A 19,047-nucleotide genomic window follows, 5' to 3' on the forward strand; every position below is an offset into this window, starting at 1 on the left:
TCCGGCCTATGTTCAGCGCAACGCACAACCGGAGACCCGCCATGACCGCCATCCTGCCCCCCGAAACCCGCATCGGCCACGTCCACCTGAAAGTCGCCGATCTTGACCGCGCCATCGGCTTCTATGCCGGGGTGCTGGGCTTCGAGGTGACGCAACGCTTTGGCACCCAGGCCGCCTTCCTGTCGGCGGGCGGCTACCACCACCACATCGGCCTGAACACCTGGGAAAGCCGTGGCGCCACCCCGCCGCCGCCCGGCCATACCGGGCTTTACCACACCGCCTTCCTGTTCCCCGACCGCGCCAGCCTTGGCGCCGTGCTGAAACGCCTGCTTGCCGCCGGCGTGCCGCTGGAAGGTGCCGCCGACCATGGCGTGTCGGAAGCGTTGTATCTCACCGACCCCGACGGCAACGGCGTCGAGCTTTACCGCGACCGCGCGCCAGCCGAATGGCCGCGTGATCCGCAAGGCAACCTGCAGATGATCACCGCCAGGCTTGATGTGAACGCCCTGCTGGCCGAAGCTGCCTGACGCCACGGGCTTCACCTTTGCTCAAATATCCCCGCCGGAGGCTCTGACGGCAAGGCCCGGAGCCTCCGGCGGGGATATTTGAGAACAGATGAAATTGTCAGGCCATCGCTGGCGTCAGCAGATGCCGCAGCAGGGCCATCGGGTGGCGGCGCAGGGTCAGACGCATGGCCACATAGTCCTCGACCACCTGCTCGCCCTCGGTCATCGCGGCAAAACGCAGGTTGGGCTCGATGATGCCTTCACCGTCGATGTCATTGGCAAACAGCGGCAGCGGCGTGTCGGCCGGCAGCGCCCGTGCCGCCCACAGCGTATCGCGACGGCTCAGGTTCAGGCTGGCAAAGCAGTCGGCTTCGGCCAGCCGGGTCAGGGTGGCGGGCGGAATGGCGGCGCGGCGCCAGACGTCCTCGGGCGCGGTATAGCCGTTGCCGCGCGCCGCCACGATCCACAGCGCCTCGTCTTCCGCCACGCCCTTGATCTGGCGAAAGCCCAGCCGCAGCGCCAGTTGGTCGCCGCAGGCTTCCATCACGTTGTCCCAGTGGCTGGCGTTGATGCAGGGCGGCAGCACCCGCACGCCATGCGCCCGGGCATCGCGCACGATCTGCGCCGGGGCATAGAAGCCCATCGGTTGCGAATTCAGCAGCGCACAGGCGAAGATGCCGGGGTGGTGGTGTTTGATCCAGGCCGAGGCATAGACCAGAAAGGCAAAGCTGGCGGCGTGGCTTTCGGGGAAACCATAGCTGCCGAAGCCCTCGATCTGGCTGAAACAGCGGTTCGAGAAGTCTTCCTCGTAGCCGTTCGCCGCCATGCCTTGCAGGAACCGCTCTTTCAGTGCCGTGACGTTGCCGTGCTTCTTGAAGGTGGCCAGTGCGCGGCGCAGACGGTCGGCCTCCAGCGGCGAAAACCCCGCACCGATGATGGCGATCTGCATCGCCTGTTCCTGAAACAGCGGCACGCCCAGGGTCTTGCCCAGCACGCGGCCCAACTCGTCCGACGGAAAGGTGACCACCTCCTGCCCGTTGCGCCGCCGCAGGTAGGGATGCACCATGTCGCCCTGAATCGGCCCGGGCCGGATGATCGCCACCTGGATCACCAGATCGTAGAACTTGCGCGGCCGCATCCGCGGCAGGAAGTTCATCTGCGCCCGGCTTTCCACCTGGAAAACGCCCAAGGAGTCCGCCCGGCACAGCATGTCATAGGTGGCGGCATCCTCGGCCGGCAGGGTGGCCAGCGAATAGCGGGTGTGGTGGTGTTTCTCCAGCAGATCGAATGCCTTGCGGATGCACGACAGCATCCCCAGCGCCAGGATATCGACCTTCAGGATGCCCAGCGCGTCGATATCGTCCTTGTCCCAGCAGATCACGGTGCGGTCGTCCATCGTGGCATTCTCGATCGGCACCAGCTCGTCCAGCCGGCCTTCGGTGATGATGAAACCGCCGACATGCTGCGACAGGTGGCGGGGAAAGCCCTGAATCTCCTCGACCAGCGCCAGTGTCTGCGCCAACCGCTTGTCGGCGGGATCCAGCCCGATCTCGCGCAGCCGCGCGTCGTTGATGCCCTTGCCGCCCCAGCCCCAGATCTGGCTGGACATCGCCGCCAGCGTGTCTTCCGACAGCCCCATGGCGCGGCCGACCTCGCGCACCGCCCGCTTGCCGCGGTAATGGATCACCGTGGCGCAAAGCCCGGCGCGGTGGCGGCCATAGCGGGCGTAGATGTGCTGGATCACCTCTTCGCGGCGCTCGTGTTCGAAATCGACGTCGATGTCGGGCGGCTCATCGCGCGCCTCCGAGACAAACCGTTCGAACACCATGGTGCCGATCTCGGGCGAGACCGAGGTGACGCCCAGCGCGTAGCAAACCACCGAATTGGCCGCCGAGCCCCGGCCCTGACACAGGATGCCGCGCCCGCGGGCAAAGGCCACGATGTCATGCACGGTCAGGAAGTAGGGTTCGTAGTGCAGCTTGGAAATCAGCGCCAGTTCATGCGCCAGTTGCGCCTGCGGCTTGGCCGGGATGCCCGCCGGGTAGCGCCAGTGCAGCCCGGCCTGCGCCAGCCGCGCCAGCCGCCCGGCCGCGGTTTCGCCCTCGGTGATCTCGGACGGGTATTCATAGCGCAGCATATCCAGGCTGAACTCCAGCCGGGCGGCGATCTCGGCGCTGCGGGCGACCGCCGCCTCGAAACCCGCGAACAGCCGCAGCATCTCGGGTTCCGACCGCAGCCGCTGTTCGGCATGCGGCAGGGCGCGGCGGCCAAGCTGTTCCACCCGGCAGCCCAGCCGGATCGCCGCCAGCACATCGGCCAGCTTGCGCCGCGCGCCGTGGTGCATCATCGGCAGGGCCGAGGCGACGGTGGGAATGCCCAGCCGCGCCGCGACACCTTCCAGCCGGGCAAAGCGCGCGGCGTCCTGCCCGTCATAACGCGGCGCCAGCAGCAGGCTGACCTGACCGGGGAACTGCCGCGCCAGCCGCCCGGCCTGTGCGACCCAACCGGCGTAACGGGCCGGGTGCAGCAGCATCTCCTGCCCCTCGCCCCAGTCCAGCAGATCGTCCAGCCCCAGATCGCAGGCCCCCTTGGCCGCCCGCCTGCGCCCCAGCGTCAGCAACCGGCACAGCCGCCCCCAGGCCGCCCGGTCGCGCGGCAGCACGGTGGCTACAAAACCGTCGCGGGTGACGATGCGCGCCGCCGGGATCAGCCTTGGCGCTTGCCCGTCGCTGCGCGCTATCTCGCGCGCCGCCACATGCGCCCGCACGATACCCGCCACCGAGTTCTCGTCGGCAATCGCCAGCGCCGGTTGGCCCAGCTCATGCGCCCGCTGCATCAGCTCCTCGGGGTGCGAGGCGCCGGTCAGGAAGCTGAAGTTGGAGGTGGCGGAAAGCTCGACGAAGGGCATGGGGTGAACCTGAACGAAACAGGAACAAACCTAGCGCATGACCGGCAGTTTGGCCAGCGGTCAGGCAGACAGCCACCTTGCCGTTCAGCGCAGCCGGGTCAGGATATCCAGACTGGCATAACCATCCGGCACCAACCCGTTGGCGCGCTGGAACGCCTTGACCCCGGCCACGGTGTTCGGCCCGATCCGGCCATCCACCGCGTCGGCATAGAACCCGGCGCGGGCCAGCAGCGCCTGCAACTCCAGCCGCTCGTCGGGGGTCAGCAAGCGGTCCTCGCGCGGCCACGCAGCCTGGATCGGCGGCCCACCGGCGATGCGGTCGGCCAGATGCCCCACGCCGATCACATAGGCATCGGCCGGGTTATAGGCCTCGATGGCGGTGAAGTTGTGAAACACCAGAAACGCCGCGCCGCGCGCACCCGCTGGCAGCAGCACCGATCCCGCGCCGTCCTCGGGCAGGTCGCCGCCCGCCGCCGGTCGCACCCCCAGCGCCCGCCACTCGGCCACCGGCTTTTTCACGAAACTGCCGGTCAGTTCATAGTCAAACCCGGCGGGCAGGTTGACCTCCAGCCCCCAGTGCTGCCCCGCCTGCCAGCCGAAGTGCCGCAGATAGGCGGCGGTCGAGGCCAGCGCATCCGCCGGATCGTCGCCCCAGATGTCACGCCTGCCATCGCCGTTGAAATCAACGGCATGGGCCAGATAGGACGAGGGCATGAACTGGGTGTGCCCGGTCGCCCCCGCCCAACTGCAGATCATCTCCTCCAGCCGGGCATCGCCGCTTTGCACGATCTTCAGCGCCGCCAGCAACTCGGTCTCGAAGAAACTGCGCCGCCGCCCGTCATAGGCCAGCGAGGCCAGAGCCTCGATCAGCCCGTAGTTGCCGCGCACCGCGCCATAGCTGGTCTCCAGCCCCCAGACCGCCAGCAGGATGTGCTTGTCCACGCCGTAAGTGTCCTCGATCCGCTGCAACAACGGGCCATGCGCCTGCAACGCCTTGCGGCCCGCGTTCACCCGGTCGTCCGAGGTGGCGATGTCCAGATAGGCCCAGATCGTCTTGGTGAACTCGGCCTGATGCCGGTCACGGTCGATCACCTGCGCGTTGAACGCAACACCACGGAACGCCTGATCGAATGTGGCCTCGGAGATCCCCATCGCCAGCGCCCTTGGCCGGAACCCGGCAATCCAGGCCTGCAACCCCGCGTCGGTTCCTGCAGTTTCAGCCAATTCCACCCCTCCCTTACCCTCCTGCGCCTGTGCCAAAGGCGCGGCAAAAAACGCCAACACCACCCCCAGCACCACCGCTCCTGCCCGCATCGCCCCGACCGCACCCCGTTTCATCTGTTCTCAAATATCCCCGCCGGAGGCTCCCGCATCTCCACCATCCCGCCGCCCGGTCATTTGCGCTTGCGGCTGACCCGCCGCTTGGCCTCGCGCGCCGCCGCCTGCCCGGGCTTGCGCGGCGCATAGCGGCCCCGCGGGGCCTGCCCCACCGGCAGGGCGCGTTCTTCCAGCGTCAGCAGTTCCAGCATCAGCCCGCCGGTCATCGGCACCGCCTCGGCCAGCCGCACCGTCACCCGCTGGCCAAGGCCCAGCGTCATGCCGGTATCGGCGCCGCGCAGGGTCTGGCTGTCGGCGTCATAGTGGAAGAACTCGCGCCCGACCGAGCGGATCGGGATCAGCCCGTCCGCCCCGGTCTCATCCAGCTTCACGAACAAACCGAAGCGCTGCACGCCCGAGATTCGCCCGGTGAACTCCGCCCCCACGCGATCCGACAGATAGGCCGCCAGATATCGGTCGGTGGTGTCGCGTTCGGCCATCATGCTGCGCCGCTCGGTGTCGGAAATCAGCTTGGCGGTTTCGGCCAAGGTGTCGATATCCTGCTTGGACAACCCGTCATCGCCCCAGCCATGCGCCAATATCAGCGCCCGATGCACGATCAGGTCGGAATAACGCCGGATCGGCGAGGTGAAATGCGCGTAGTTCCGCAAGGCCAGCCCGAAATGCCCGAAATTCTGCGGGTTGTAATAGGCTTGGGTCATCGAGCGCAGCGTGGTGATGTTCATCAACTCGTCAAACTCGGTGCCCTGGGCCTGCGCCAGCAGCCGGTTCAGGTGGCTGGTCTTCAGCACCTGCCCCTTGGCCAGCGTGAAGCCCGAGGCCTCGGCCACATCGCGCAGCGCCTCCAGCTTTTCGGGGCTGGGTTCTTCATGCACCCGGAACAGCAGCGGCCGGCGCAACCGCACCAGTTCTTCGGCGGCCGAGACGTTGGCCAGAATCATGAACTCCTCGATCAGCCGATGCGCGTCATAGCGCGGCGCATAGGCGACCGAGGCCACGCGGCCATCCTCGCCCAGCACGATCTTGCGTTCGGGCAGATCAAGGTCCAGCGGTTGCCGCACCGCCCGCGCCTGCTTGCAGGCCTCGTAGGCGGCATAGAGCGGCTTCAGCACCGGCTCCAGCAACGGCGCGGTTTTGGCGGTCTGCCGCCCCTCGATGGCGTCCTGCACCTGCGCATAGTCCAGCGAGCCTGCCGAGCGCATCAGCCCGCGCACAAACCGGTGGCTCAGCTTGGCGCCATGGGCATCCAGCTTCATCCGCACCGCCATGCAGGCGCGATCGACATGTTCGTGCAAGCTGCACAGGTCGCCCGACAGGATATCGGGCAGCATCGGCACCACCCGGTCGGGGAAATAGCTGGAGTTGCCGCGCTTGCGGGCCTCGACATCCAGCGCCGAGCCGGGGCGGACGTAATGCGCCACATCGGCAATCGCCACCCAGACGATATGGCCGCCGGGGTTTGCCGGGTCGGTATCGGCCTCGGCATAGACCGCATCATCGCGGTCGCGGGCGTCCACCGGGTCGATGGTGATCAGGTTGATGCCGCGCAGATCCTCACGCTCGCCAAGGGCCACCTTCGGGTCGGCGGCATCGGCTTCGGCAATCACCGCATCGGGGAACTGGTCGGGGATGCCGTGCTGGTGGATGGCGATCAGGCTGACGGCACGGGGGCCGGAGGGGTCGCCCAGCCGCGCCAGAATCCGCGCCTGCGGCAGGCCAAGCCGCTTGGGGCCGACCTGTTCCGCCTCGACCAGCTCGCCATCCTTGGCACCGCCGGCCATGTCGCGGGAAACGCGCCATTCCTTGTCGCTGCCCTTGTCGATCGGCACGATGCGCCCACCTTCAGACCCGGCCCGGAAAACCCCCAGCAGCCGCAACGGGTTCGAGCCGATCTTGCGGATCAGCCGCCCTTCGTGGCTGTGGCCCTCGCCCTCCACATCGGTCAGCCGCGCCAGAATCCGGTCGCCCTCGCCCAATGCCGGGTCGGATTTGTTGGGGATCAGCAGCACCAGCGGTTCGGGGCCAGTGCCTGTCCATTCCAAAGGCCGCGCCCACAGATCGCCCTGCGCATCCGGCGCCAGCACCTGCAGGATGCAGACCGGCGGCAGCGCCTCGGCATCGCGGTAACTGCGGGCGCGCTTGGTCAAGGCACCTTCGGCCTCCATCTCGCGCAGCAGGCGCTTCAACTCGATGCGCGCCGCACTGCCCTTGATGCCAAAGGCCCGCGCGATGTCGCGCTTGGCGACAAGCGTCGGGTTGTCGTTGATCCACTGCAGGATCTGCTGTTTGCCGGGTATCTGGTCCATGCCCCTGCCTAACACGCGGCGCCCGCTTCTTCAAACACCCGCTCTTCCGCCCGCACGGGCGTCATCGCTGTTATTGCAGCGAAGAGGGACCGCAAGGGACCGATGAGCGCGCGCTACAGCAGCAGAACCATCTCGCGGTGCGGGATACCGGCGTCGTCGAACACCGGCCCCTGCGCCACAAAGCCCAGCTTTTCATAGAATCCCAGCGCATGGGTCTGCGCCCCCAGCTTGACCTTCGCCACCCCCGGCATGGCGCCAAACTCCTGCACCGCCGCCCGCATCAGCGCCGCCCCCAGCCCGGTGCCACGCTGATCGGCCAGCACGCAGACCCGGCCGATCTTGCCCACCGCGCCCTGCACCAGCAGCCGGGCCGAGCCGACCGGACGGCCCTCCAGCCATGCCAGCAGATGCACCGCCTGCCCGTCCAGATCGTCCACCTCGTCGGCCTCGGAAACCCCCTGCTCCTCGATGAACACCACCCGGCGCAGGGCGCGGCAGGTGGCGATATCGTCGGTGACGGCAATCACCAGACTCATGCGAAATAATCCCGCAAGATCCGGCCATAGATCGCCTTCAGCGCCAAAATCTGCGCCACCTCCACCCGTTCATCGACCTGATGCATGGTCTTGCCCACCAACCCGAATTCCACCACCGGGCAGTGGTCCTTGACGAACCGCGCATCCGAAGTGCCGCCCGAGGTCGAAGCCACCGGCAGCCGCCCGGTCTCCGCCTGCACCGAGGCCGCCACCAGCGCCGAAAACTCCCCCGGCGGCGTCAGGAAGCTTTCGCCGGAAATGCTGACCGCAACAGCGATCTCCACCCCGGTCTGCGCCTGAACCGCCGCTGCCTCGGCCCGCAGCCAGTCCGACAGGCTGGCCCCCGAATGGGCGTCGTTGAAGCGGATGTTCACCGTGCCGCGGCAGACCGCCGGAATCACATTGGTCGCCGGATTGCCGGTGTCGATGGTGGTGATCGCCAGCGTCGAGGCATCAAAATGCGCGGTCCCCGCATCCAGCGGCTGCGCCTCCAGCTGCGCCATCAAGGCCACCATCGCCGTCACCGGGTTTTTCGCGCGGTGCGGATAGGCCGAATGGCCCTGCACGCCGCGGGCGGTGAAATATGCGGTCAAGGAACCACGGCGACCGATCTTCATCATCTCGCCCATCACCTCGGGGCAGGTCGGCTCGCCCACCAGACAATGGCTCATCGCCTCGCCATTCGCGGCCATCCAGTCCAGCAGGGCGCGGGTGCCATCGACGCTTTCGCCCTCCTCGTCGCCGGTGATCGCCAGGATCACCGCGCCATCGGGGGGCGTGTCGGTGACGAAATCCACCGCCGCCGCGACAAAGGCGGCGACACCGGATTTCATGTCGGTGGCACCGCGGCCATACATCCAGCCATCGACCACCGCGGCGCCGAACGGGTCTTGCGTCCAGGCGGCGGCATCGCCCACCGGCACCACATCGGTATGGCCGTTGAAGCCGAACGCCTTGTTCGCGCCCTTGCGGCCCCAGCGAGCGTAAAGATTGGCGATACCGCCACGGTCCACCCGCGTGCAGTCAAACCCCGCGCCTTGCAGAACCGCCTGCAACACCCCCAGCGCGCCACCTTCTGCCGGCGTGACCGACGGACAGCGGATCAGATCGGCGGTCAGGGCGACCGGGTCGATGGCGGGCATGGCAGGCTCCTTGCTGGCAGATGGCGGCCCAGACATAGCCGCGTCCGCTCCCCCGCGCAACGGCGCCACCCGGTGGGTGTGGCCGGGGCGACACCGCTTTGCGCCATGGCAAATACCCCGATGACAAATCCCGCACCTGTGGCCTATGATTGGGCAATAACACGTCCCGAGGCAGGGTAAACGCGGGGTCAACGCACCCCAGAGCAGTCATCGCATCGCCAGAGCCGCCAAAGCGGCCTGTCCTGCGGCGTTTGGCGTGCCTTTGAAAACAGAGGCAATGATGGCGGCAGGCGCCGGGCTTTCACATCCATCTGGTGCAAGGCATCAGGCTGCGGCGGCGGCCTGAACCGATGGCCGACTGGATCGCCCTTTCCGACCGCGCCGAGCCGCTGGAGCCGGACACTCCGGCGCTGCTGATGCAGGGTGCGCTGGTGATGGAACTGGCGCTGCCGCTGGAAGTGCCCTGCGTGTTGCTGGATTACCGCCTGACCGGCGCCGAGCCGCGGGCGCTGTCGGTGTTCCACGACCCGAAGATGGGCATCGGCATCCTGCACCGGCAGGGCGAGCGGCTGGTGCGCCATACCCTGCCGGGACCGCTGCCGCGCGACATCGGCATTGCCCGGCTGATCCTGCGCTGGGACGCCCCGGCGCGAACCTGGGGCCTGCGCTACGAATTGCCGGAAAGCGGCGTGTTCGTCGATTCCTGCGGGGTCAATCCGCTGCCCTTGCCGCTGGCCGACCTGCTGGCGCTGTGCGGCGGCATTGGCATCACCCAGCGGCACCCGGCGCTGTTGTGGTTTGGTGCCACCCGCGGCGAAAACCCGCCGGAACGCGCGCCCTGGATCGGGCTGCGCACGCCGGTGGCGACGGCGATGGGCTACTGCCCGGCTGGCACGCTGAAACCCGGCGATGTGGTGCTGACCGCCGATGGCGGGGCGCGCGCCGTGCAATCGGTGCGCAAGATGGACCTGCCCAGCCGCGGCTTCTTTGCGCCGGTGCTGCTGCGCGGCCCGTATTTTGCCGACCGCACCGATCTGCTGGTCTCGGCCGATCAGTTGATCGCGCTGTCGGGGCCGGAGGTCGAATACCTGTTTGCCGAGGACGAGGTGCTGGCCGAGGCGCGACACCTGACCGACGGCTGGTCGGCGCTGTTCGATGACCGCCGCGCCGTGACCTCTTGTGTGTCGATTGATCTCGGCAGCCCGGACCTGTTGCAAAGCGACGGCTGCCTGCTGGCCAGCCATCACAACGGCCCGCTGGCCAGCCGCCCGCCGCTGCTGCGCCGCCTTCTGCACAGTTATGAAGCGGTGCCTCTGCTGGCATTGCTGGGGCGCGGCAACGGTCGGCGCGCGGCCTGATCGCCTTGGCGCGAACGGTGCTGGCGGCGATGCCGGGTCAGGTCTGCAGCGGTTTGAACCCGATTGCCGCCACGACCGGCGTCAGGCCAGATGGTCGCGGAACGTCGTGATCACCTGGTCATAGACCGCGCGTTTGAAGGGCACGATCGAGGCCAGCATGGCGTCGGCTTCGGTCCATTGCCAGCGGTCGAACTCGGGGTGTTCGGTGGCGATGTTGATCTGGTCGTCACGGCCCAGAAAGCGCATCAGGAACCAGCGTTGGCGCTGGCCGCGGTATTTGCCGCCCCAGACCCGGCCCAGCAGCTCGGGCGGCAGATCATAGCTCAGCCAATCGGGCGATTTGGCCAGGATTTCAACCAGATCGGCGGTGATGCCGGTTTCCTCCCACAGTTCGCGCAGCGCTGCGGCGCGGGGTTTTTCGTCCGCATCAATACCGCCCTGCGGCATCTGCCAGGCCGGTTGCTGCGCGTCCAGACGCTGCCCGGCGAAGATCAGCCCCTGCGGGTTCAGCAGCATGATGCCGACGCAGGGGCGGTAGGGCAGGCTTGCGGGATCGGGGTTTTGGGTCATGGTCTATCCGCTTGGAATGGGGAGCCGGTTTCCCGGCCCCCTTTCGCCTCAGGGCTTGGCGGCGATGGCGTTCAGGCCCTTCAGGATATCCACCGCATAGGCCAGTTGATAATCCTCGTCGCGCAGTTTCGCGGCCTCTTCGGCGCGGGCGCGCTCTTCTTCCAGCAGCCGCTTTTCATCCTCGGTCATCGAATCGTTGCTGATGATGCCGCGCAGATCGGCTTCCGACCGGCCACGGTTCGCCGCCGAGGTCGGGGTGTCGGCTTCTGTGCCTTCGGCCACCGGCGGCGGCACCGGCTGGTTGACGATGATGTCGGGCGACACGCCAAGCGCCTGGATCGAGCGGCCCGAGGGCGTGTAATACCGCGCCGTGGTCAGCCGCATCGCGCCTTCGCCACGCAACGGGATCACCGTCTGCACCGAGCCTTTGCCGAAGCTCTTGGTGCCGACCACGATGGCGCGGCGGTGGTCCTGCAAGGCGCCGGTCACGATCTCCGATGCCGAGGCTGAACCGCCGTTGATCAGCACCACCATCGGCTTGCCGCCGGTCAGATCGCCCGGTGTGGCGTTGAAGCGCTCGCCATCGGCGGGGTTGCGGCCGCGGGTCGAGACGATCTCGCCGGTTTCCAGGAAGGCATCCGACACCTTGATGGCCTGGGTCAGCAACCCGCCAGGGTTGTTGCGCAGGTCCAGCACGAAGCCATCGACCTTGTCGATGCCGCCCAATTCCTTGACCGATTTCTCGATGCCTTCCACCAGGCCCGGATAGGTCTGGTCGTTGAAGGTGGTCAGGCGCACCACCACGGTATTGCCGACCACCCGCGATTTCGCCGCCGTCAGCTTGATGACGTCGCGGATGATCGACACGTCGAACGGGTCGGCCACATCTTTGCGCACCACGGTGATGATGATCTCTGACCCGACCTCGCCGCGCATCTTGTCAACGGCAGCATCCAGCGTCAGGCCCAGCACCGATTCGCCGTTCACATGGGTGATAAAGTCGCCCGACTGGATGCCCGCCGCTGCCGCCGGGGTATCGTCGATCGGCGAGACCACCTTGATGAAGCCCTCTTCCTGCGTCACCTCGATGCCCAGCCCGCCGAACTCGCCGCGGGTCTGCACCTGCATGTCGTCGAAATCCTTCGGCGCCATATAGCTGGAATGGGGGTCCAGCGAGGTCAGCATGCCGTTGATCGCCGCCTCGATCAGCTTGTCGGTCTGCACTTCCTCGACATATTGGGCGCGAATCCGCTCGAAGATGTCGCCGAACAGGTCAAGCTGTTCATAGACCGAGGCGCTGCGCGTGGCTTCCTGTGCGATCAGCGGCCCGGCCACCTGCGTGGTCAACAGTGCCCCGGCCACGGTGCCGCCCAGAGCGGCCATCACGAATTTCCTCATAGCTCAGCTATTCTCCTGTAGTGGCGAACCATTCCGCCGGATCGACCGGCTTGGCCCCCTGTCTCAGTTCCATATAAAGCGTTTCGGTGCCCTGTGAACCACCGCCGTCCTGCACCGACACCATAAACTCGGCCACACCCGACACCGCGCCGCCCATCAGGCCCAGCGGGGCACCGGCATTGACCACTTCTCCCACCTCGCCATACACGGTTTCCAGCCCGGCAAGCACCAGAAGATAGCCGCCGCCGGGTTCAAGGATGATCACATTTCCGTAGTCGAGCAGCGGGCCGCGATAGCGGATGGTCGCAGGCCATGGGGCGGTAACCAGCGCGCGGGGCCTTGTGGCCAAAAGGATACCGGGGCGGCGCACCCCGGCGGCGTCAGCCTCGTTGGCCCGGCGCAGCAGCGTGCCCAGCACCGGCAGCGGCAGGCTGCCCTTGGCGGCGGTAAAATCGGTCATGCCTTCGATTTCGGCGGCGTTCAGCGCCAGACCCCCGGCAAAGGCTTCCAGCGTGTCGGCGCTTTGCAGCAGGCGTTTCAGCGCCTCGGGGTCTTCGGTGAAGCGTTTGGGCAGGTCGGTGCGGTCCGAGATTGCCTGGCTGAGCGCCGACCGCGCCTCTTGCACCGCGCGCAGGCCATCGGCCAGGGTGTCGCCCGCTGCCACCTGCAGGCCGCGCAGGTCGCGCAACTCCTGCAACTGGACGCGCAACGCCTCGGCCTCGGCCTGCAGTGCCGGGGTGACATCGGCCAGCATCATGCCCGACCGCACGGTGCCCAGCGGCCCGGTCGGGTGCAACAGCAGCAAGGGGCCGGGATCGGCCTCGATCCGGCTGAGAACGCCCACCAGTTGCGCCACCCGGTCGCGTTTGGCGTCGAATTGCAGCGCCAGTGCCGCCTCGCGGATGCTGGCCTGCCGCAACCCCTCGCGCAGCGCCGACAAGCCGCGTTCATAGGCCTGAATGGTCTGGGTCAGCGCCGACACCTGATCGCGCGCACCGCGAGCGTCGTCCAGTGCCGCCACCGCCGTTTGCAGATCGGCAGCCGCCTTGCCCGCCTGTTCGGCAACCGTCTGCGCCGAGGCAGCAAGGCCCAGCGCCAGCCACAGCGACAGGGCAAGGCCGCAGCCGACCCGCATCAGACGATCAGGCTTTCGCCGGTCATTTCAGGCGGTTGCGGCAGGCCCATCAGTTGCAGCAGCGTCGGCGCGAGGTCAGCCAGCCGGCCATGCCGCAGCTTGGCCCCCACAGGCCCGCCGAACAGGATCACCGGCACCGGATTGGTGGTATGCGCGGTATGCGGCCCGCCGGTGACCGGATCGACCATGGTTTCGCAATTGCCGTGGTCGGCGGTGACGATCATCGCCCCACCGGCCTTGCGCAAGGCGGCCACAGCCTTGCCCAGCCCTTCGTCCACCGCCTCGCAGGCCGCCATCGCCGCCGCCAGATTGCCGGTATGGCCGACCATGTCGGGGTTGGCAAAGTTGACCACGATCAGGTCGTAGCCCTGTTCGATGGCGCCCACCAGATGCTCGGCCACCTCGGGTTCCGACATCTCGGGTTGCAGATCGTAAGTGGCCACCTTGGGCGATTTCGCCATGTAGCGGTCCTCGCCGGTTTCCGGTATCTCTTTGCCGCCGTTCAGGAAAAACGTGACATGCGGGTATTTCTCGGTTTCCGCCAGCCGGAACTGGCTACGACCATGGCTGGCCACCCATTCGCCCAGCGTGTTGTGCAGCACCTGTTTGGGGAAGGCGCTGGTCATGTAGGCGTCATGCGCCTTGGAATAATCGACCATCCCCAGCATCGCCGCCCATTTTGGCCGGATGCCGGTTTCAAAGCCGGTGAAGGCCGGGTCGCCCAAGGCCGCCAGAATCTCGCGCGCCCGGTCGGCGCGGAAGTTCAGGCAGAACAGGCCGTCGCCATCGCGGGCGCCGGTATAGGCGCCGATCACCGTGGGCGCGATGAATTCGTCGAACTCGTTCTTGGCATAGCTGGCGGTCACCGCGGCCACCGCATCCACCGCAGCCTCACCCTGCCCGTGCAGCATGGCGGCGAAAGCCCGCGCCACCCGGTCCCAGCGGTTGTCGCGGTCCATCGCCCAGTAGCGCCCGATCACCGTGCCGATGCTTGCCCCCGCAGGCAGGCCCGCCACCAGTTCCGCCATGAACCGCGCGGCAGAATCCGGCGGCACATCGCGGCCATCGGTGATGGCATGCACCACCACCGGCACCCCGGCACCGGCCACCGCCCGCACCGCGGCCAACAGATGCAGGATATGCCCATGCACCCCGCCATCGGACACCACGCCCATCAGATGCGCGGTGCCGCCGGTCGCCTTCAGCCTTGCCACAAAGGCCAGCAGCGCCGGATTCAGCGCAAACGACCCATCCTCGATCGCCAGATCAATCGCGCCCAGGTCCATCGCCACCACCCGGCCCGCGCCGATATTGGTGTGGCCGACCTCGGAGTTGCCCATCTGCCCGGTCGGCAACCCGACGTCGCGGCCATGCGTTACCAGCGTGTTGTGCGGGCAAGTGGCCATCAGCGCGTCGAAATTCGGGGTGTTGGCCAGCGCGGGGGCGTTGTTGGCGCGGTCCTCGCGCAGCCCCCAGCCATCAAGGATGCACAGCACAACGGGTTTGGGAACGCTCATCTGGGGGCCTTTCACTGCGATGCCGTGGTTTTACGCCGGACCGGGTGCAGGGGCAACCATTGCAGACTGGCGGCAAAACTTTTCGAAAAGTTTTGCAAAATCCTTCGAAGGATTTTGGGTCACACCCGGTGATACGGGCTTCCTGCCAAAATCGAGGCCGCGCGGTAAAGCTGTTCGGCCAGCATCACCCGCACCAGCATATGCGGCCAGACCATCCGCCCGAAACTCAGCGCGAAATCCGCCCGCCCCCGCAGTTCCGGCGCTATGCCATCCGCCCCGCCGATCACGAAGGCCACATCCTGCCGCCCGCCATCGCGCCAGCCCGCCAGCAGTTGTGCAAGCTCGGGCGAGGACAGCACCGCCCCGCGTTCGTCCAGCACCGCCAGCAAAGCTCCCGCAGGCACCGCGCGGGCCAGCAACTCGGCCTCGGCGCCCATGCCGCCGCCGCGCTTGTCCTCGACCTCGTGCTGCACCAATGGCCCAAGGCTCAGCGCCCGGCCGGTGCGGTCGAACCGTGTCGCGTAATCGTCCAGCAAGTCACGCTCGGGGCCGGATCGCAGCCGCCCCACGGCGCACAAATGCAGCCGCATCAGTCCTCGCGCACGCCCATGTGGCCGCCGGGACGCCACATCTTTTCAAGCTGATAGAACTCGCGCACTTCCGGGCGGAACACGTGGACGATCACATCGCCCGCGTCGATCAGCACCCAGTCGCCGGTTTCCTTGCCTTCGATCTTGCACAGCCGCCCCAGGTCGGCCTTCAGCCGGTCCACCAGCTTTTCCGAGATCGCCGCCACCTGCCGCGACGACCGGCCCGAGCAGATCACCATGTAATCGGCCATGTCGGAACGGCCGCGCAGGTCGATCTGCACCACCTCTTCGGCCTTGTCGTCGTCGAGCGAGGCCAGAACATGGGCCAGAAGGTCTTCGCTGGTGGCATCGGCAACGGCAGCGCGCGCCGCACGCGGTCCGACCGGCAGGCCGGTCGCGGGATCAGAATGAGTCAGGACATCGTCCTCCAGAAAACGCGCCATCCATGCCCCGGCGCCGGGCTTGCCCCCAACCTAGCATCGCAAGGCCGAAATCTCAATGACGGGGGGAATGGAGCGCTTACCCGTCACAGCGGCCCGGCGCAAGGGGGGTGATATGCGCATCCGCGGTGAGCCATGCGTCAAGCGCATGACGGCATGTCGCCATCGGCCCTAGCGAACATTGCTGCGGCGCAGCATATTTACCGAGGGAGGTGAATTGGAGAGACAAGATGACCAAAGCCCTGTTCCGCCGCCTGTTCCCGCTGTTCGTGACTCGCGAAGATGCCGAACTGGCCTACCTGAACCAATCCGTCAGCCTTTACGACCTTGAACGCCGCGAGGCCGAGATTGCCCGCGGCAAGTTCGCCGGGTTCTGATCACTTCAGCCCGAATTACTTCAGCAGAAACGCCACCTCGTTGCGGCGATTCCACGGCAGGGTCATCGGCGAGTCGTAGAAGTAGTAGAAGGGTCCTGCGTCCAGCGTGACGCCGTTTGCCTTGGCCCAGGCTCGCAATTCCCGTTCCTTCTGTGCCAGCGCCGCGGTTTGCGGCAGGCCGGAAAACTGCAACACCGCCTGCCGCGACCCCGGCACTGTCACGAAACGGATCGACGGGTCCAAGGGTTTGGGCAGCGTGTCCAGCGTATAGGCGGCGGGCATCATGAACTGCACCACCCATGCGCCATCGGTGCCGGTCTGTGTGACCGGCGTTGTCATGGCGATGGTTTCGCTGGGCGCTTGCGCCACCGGCACCGTCATGGCGACCTTGGCCTTGCTGGCGTTCTTGCCGAAGATATAGCCCGCCAGCACCCGGAAACCGGTGCCGATCGCCGCCGAGCGGTTGCCCGACACCACCACCTGCGCCGCGATATGGCTGCCATAGTGGCGCAACTCCACCGCGCCATCGGCGCGTTCCACCGTGTAACCCGGCGTCTCGTAGCCCTTGTGCATTTCCGCCTCCGCCGCTGTGGCCGCCCCCAGCATCAGCACGCCTGCAATGATCCCGCGCATCCTGGCCCCCTTTGTAGGGCTTTATGTGGGGTGCGCCGCTTGATTTACCAGCCGTTCCCGCGTATTTCCCAAGGCCATGACACGCATTTTCGCCATGGACGACCGCAAGCGCCTGCCCTGGCGCTTTTACGGCGCGACCCGCTCGATATTGGCCCGCGCCTGACGGCCAGCCTTTGCCTGTCTGCCCCTTTCCCTGTTTCCCCAAATGAAAGCAGCGCCATGCCCGCTCCCCGCACGCTCTATGACAAGATCTGGGATGACCACGTCGCCGATCAGGCCGCCGATGGCACCTGTCTGCTGTATATCGACCGCCATCTGGTGCATGAAGTCACCAGCCCGCAAGCCTTTGAAGGGCTGCGGATGACTGGCCGCAAGGTGCGCGCGCCCGAAAAGACCATCGCCGTGCCCGACCACAACGTGCCCACCACGCTCGATCGCGCCAATGCCGCCACCATGACCGAGGATTCGCGGATTCAGGTCGAGGCGCTGGACAAGAACGCCCGCGATTTCGGGGTGAACTACTACCCGGTGTCGGATGTGCGCCAAGGCATCGTGCATATCGTCGGCCCGGAACAGGGCTGGACCCTGCCCGGCATGACCGTGGTCTGTGGTGACAGCCATACCGCGACGCATGGCGCCTTTGGCGCGCTGGCGCATGGCATCGGCACGTCGGAGGTCGAGCACGTTCTGGCGACGCAGACGCTGATCCAGAAGAAATCGAAGAATATGAAGGTGGAAATCACCGGCTCCCTGCGCCCCGGCGTTACCGCCAAGGACATCACCCTGTCGGTGATCGGCGCCACTGGCACCGCGGGCGGCACCGGCTATGTCATCGAATACTGCGGTCAGGCGATCCGCGAGCTTTCCATGGAAGGCCGCATGACCGTCTGCAACATGGCCATCGAAGGCGGGGCGCGCGCCGGGATCATCGCGCCCGACGAGAAGACCTTTGCCTATTGCCTGGGCCGCCCGCATGCGCCGAAAGGCGCGCAGTGGGAAGCCGCGGTGGCCTACTGGAAGACGCTTTACACCGACGAGGGCGCGCATTTCGACAAGGTGCTGACGCTGAAGGCCGAAGATATCGCCCCGGTCGTCACCTGGGGCACCAGCCCGGAAGACGTGCTGCCGATCACCGGCGTGGTGCCCTCGCCGTCGCAGTTCGAGCCCGGCAAGGCCGAGGCGGTGCAGCGCAGTCTGGATTACATGGGCCTGACCCCGGGGCAGAAGCTGACCGATATCGCCATTGATACGGTGTTCATCGGCTCTTGCACCAATGGCCGGATCGAAGACCTGCGCGCCGCCGCCGCGGTGCTGAAGGGCAAGAAGATCAAGGCTGGGATGCGGGCGATGGTGGTGCCTGGCTCGGGTCTGGTGCGGGCGCAGGCCGAGGAGGAAGGGCTGGCGCAGATCTTCCTCGATGCAGGCTTCGAATGGCGTCTGGCCGGGTGTTCGATGTGTCTCGCCATGAACCCCGACCAGCTTAGCCCCGGCGAGCGTTGCGCTGCGACTTCCAACCGCAACTTCGAAGGCCGTCAGGGCCGCGGCGGCCGCACCCACCTCTTGTCCCCCGCCATGGCGGCGGCGGCGGCGATCACCGGTCACCTGACCGACATTCGCCAGATGATGCCCGAACACGCATAAGGAACCGGAAAGATGGACAAATTCACCAAACTGACCGGCATCGCGGCGCCCATGCCGCTGGTCAACATCGACACCGACATGATCATCCCCAAGCAGTTCCTGAAAACCATCGCCCGCACCGGCCTTGGCAAGAACCTGTTCGACGAGATGCGCTATACGCAAGACGGTGCCGAAATCCCCGGCTTCGTGCTGAACCAGCCTGCCTATCGCAAGGCGGAAATTCTGGTGGCGGGCGACAATTTCGGCTGTGGCTCCAGCCGCGAGCACGCGCCCTGGGCGCTGCTGGATTTCGGCATCCGCGCCGTGATCTCGACCAGCTATGCCGACATCTTCTACAACAACTGCTTCAAGAACGGCATCCTGCCGATCGTGCTGCCCGCCGATCAGGTGGCGATCCTGATGGACGACGCGAAAAAGGGTGCCAACGCCCGCGTCACCATTGATCTGGAAAGCCAGACCGTCACCACCTCGGATGGCCAAAGCTTTCCGTTCGAGGTGGATAGCCACCGCAAGCATTGCCTGCTGAACGGGCTGGACGACATCGGCCTGACGCTGGAAAAGGCGTCTGCCATCGACAGTTTCGAGAAAAAGGCCGCCACATTGCGGCCTTGGGTCTGAATCCTCTTTAACCACAACATCTTGGGCCGCCTTG

17 protein-coding genes are annotated in these 19,047 nt (G+C 66.7%); 5 read left to right on the top strand and 12 right to left on the bottom strand.

Going from position 1 to position 19,047, the window contains the following annotated elements; all coding sequences use genetic code 11:
- The first annotated feature begins 41 nt into the window (after positions 1-41).
- Positions 42-527, top strand: a complete 486-nt coding sequence (locus RSW2DRAFT_RS00555) for a VOC family protein (protein ID WP_008026977.1) — start codon at positions 42-44, stop codon at positions 525-527.
- Positions 528-624: 97 nt separating this feature from the next.
- On the opposite strand, the gene RSW2DRAFT_RS00560 is transcribed toward RSW2DRAFT_RS00555, so the two are convergent.
- From RSW2DRAFT_RS00560 to dapE, 5 genes are all read right to left on the bottom strand, one after another.
- Entirely contained in the window at positions 625-3,414 is a 2,790-nt protein-coding gene (locus RSW2DRAFT_RS00560) for an error-prone DNA polymerase (RefSeq protein WP_008026979.1), read from the bottom strand.
- A gap of 84 nt (positions 3,415-3,498) precedes the next feature.
- Complete coding sequence (locus RSW2DRAFT_RS00565; protein ID WP_008026980.1) at positions 3,499-4,752, bottom strand: lytic murein transglycosylase; 1,254 nt, start codon at positions 4,750-4,752, stop codon at positions 3,499-3,501.
- A gap of 56 nt (positions 4,753-4,808) precedes the next feature.
- Positions 4,809-7,058: a ribonuclease R gene (gene rnr / locus RSW2DRAFT_RS00570; protein WP_008026982.1), complete on the bottom strand. Its 2,250-nt coding sequence runs from the start codon at positions 7,056-7,058 to the stop codon at positions 4,809-4,811.
- A gap of 113 nt (positions 7,059-7,171) precedes the next feature.
- The gene (locus RSW2DRAFT_RS00575; RefSeq protein ID WP_008026985.1) at positions 7,172-7,594 is read right to left on the bottom strand and encodes a GNAT family N-acetyltransferase; all 423 of its coding nucleotides are present in this window, start codon (positions 7,592-7,594) and stop codon (positions 7,172-7,174) included.
- Positions 7,591-8,736, bottom strand: a complete 1,146-nt coding sequence (dapE, locus tag RSW2DRAFT_RS00580; RefSeq protein WP_008026987.1) for a succinyl-diaminopimelate desuccinylase — start codon at positions 8,734-8,736, stop codon at positions 7,591-7,593. The genes RSW2DRAFT_RS00575 and dapE overlap by 4 nt, the downstream gene beginning before the upstream one ends.
- 350 nt (positions 8,737-9,086) lie before the next feature.
- Here dapE and RSW2DRAFT_RS17035 point away from each other — a divergent pair, with 350 nt between their 5' ends.
- A complete protein-coding gene (locus tag RSW2DRAFT_RS17035; protein WP_008026989.1) occupies positions 9,087-10,094 on the top strand; it encodes a Hint domain-containing protein in 1,008 nt (335 codons plus the stop codon).
- A gap of 81 nt (positions 10,095-10,175) precedes the next feature.
- On the opposite strand, the gene RSW2DRAFT_RS00590 is transcribed toward RSW2DRAFT_RS17035, so the two are convergent.
- From RSW2DRAFT_RS00590 to rsfS, 6 genes are all read right to left on the bottom strand, one after another.
- Positions 10,176-10,664 (bottom strand): RNA pyrophosphohydrolase, encoded by a 489-nt coding sequence (locus RSW2DRAFT_RS00590; protein ID WP_008026991.1) that lies wholly within the window; start codon positions 10,662-10,664, stop codon positions 10,176-10,178.
- 48 nt (positions 10,665-10,712) lie between these two features.
- A complete protein-coding gene (locus RSW2DRAFT_RS00595; RefSeq protein WP_040671367.1) occupies positions 10,713-12,062 on the bottom strand; it encodes a S41 family peptidase in 1,350 nt (449 codons plus the stop codon).
- Positions 12,063-12,069: 7 nt separating this feature from the next.
- Complete coding sequence (locus RSW2DRAFT_RS00600; protein WP_008026995.1) at positions 12,070-13,197, bottom strand: murein hydrolase activator EnvC family protein; 1,128 nt, start codon at positions 13,195-13,197, stop codon at positions 12,070-12,072.
- Positions 13,197-14,714, bottom strand: coding sequence for a 2,3-bisphosphoglycerate-independent phosphoglycerate mutase (gpmI, locus tag RSW2DRAFT_RS00605; RefSeq protein WP_008026997.1), 1,518 nt, complete (start codon positions 14,712-14,714; stop codon positions 13,197-13,199). The genes RSW2DRAFT_RS00600 and gpmI overlap by 1 nt, the downstream gene beginning before the upstream one ends.
- A 119-nt stretch (positions 14,715-14,833) precedes the next feature.
- Positions 14,834-15,304 carry a 23S rRNA (pseudouridine(1915)-N(3))-methyltransferase RlmH gene (gene rlmH / locus RSW2DRAFT_RS00610; protein WP_008027002.1) on the bottom strand — a complete coding sequence of 157 codons (471 nt, stop codon included), beginning with the start codon at positions 15,302-15,304 and terminating at the stop codon, positions 14,834-14,836.
- On the bottom strand, positions 15,304-15,747 hold the full coding sequence (gene rsfS / locus RSW2DRAFT_RS00615; RefSeq protein WP_008027004.1) for a ribosome silencing factor: 444 nt from the start codon (positions 15,745-15,747) through the stop codon (positions 15,304-15,306). The genes rlmH and rsfS overlap by 1 nt, the downstream gene beginning before the upstream one ends.
- 227 nt (positions 15,748-15,974) lie before the next feature.
- Here rsfS and RSW2DRAFT_RS17695 point away from each other — a divergent pair, with 227 nt between their 5' ends.
- On the top strand, positions 15,975-16,121 hold the full coding sequence (locus tag RSW2DRAFT_RS17695; RefSeq protein ID WP_008027005.1) for a hypothetical protein: 147 nt from the start codon (positions 15,975-15,977) through the stop codon (positions 16,119-16,121).
- Positions 16,122-16,136: 15 nt separating this feature from the next.
- Here the strand turns inward: RSW2DRAFT_RS17695 and RSW2DRAFT_RS00620 are convergent, their stop codons facing one another.
- Positions 16,137-16,754: an SOUL family heme-binding protein gene (locus tag RSW2DRAFT_RS00620; RefSeq protein WP_008027006.1), complete on the bottom strand. Its 618-nt coding sequence runs from the start codon at positions 16,752-16,754 to the stop codon at positions 16,137-16,139.
- Positions 16,755-16,973: 219 nt separating this feature from the next.
- On the opposite strand from RSW2DRAFT_RS00620, the gene leuC reads away from it, so the two are divergent.
- Together leuC and leuD are read left to right on the top strand one after the other, a co-directional pair.
- Complete coding sequence (gene leuC / locus RSW2DRAFT_RS00625) at positions 16,974-18,395, top strand: 3-isopropylmalate dehydratase large subunit (protein WP_008027007.1); 1,422 nt, start codon at positions 16,974-16,976, stop codon at positions 18,393-18,395.
- Between the two features lie 12 nt (positions 18,396-18,407).
- Complete coding sequence (gene leuD, locus RSW2DRAFT_RS00630; protein WP_008027008.1) at positions 18,408-19,013, top strand: 3-isopropylmalate dehydratase small subunit; 606 nt, start codon at positions 18,408-18,410, stop codon at positions 19,011-19,013.
- The last annotated feature ends 34 nt before the right edge of the window (positions 19,014-19,047 follow it).

Origin of the sequence: Rhodobacter ferrooxidans, assembly GCF_000176015.1 — a bacterium.
GTDB classification, from domain to species: Bacteria; Pseudomonadota; Alphaproteobacteria; order Rhodobacterales; family Rhodobacteraceae; genus Pseudorhodobacter_B; species Pseudorhodobacter_B ferrooxidans.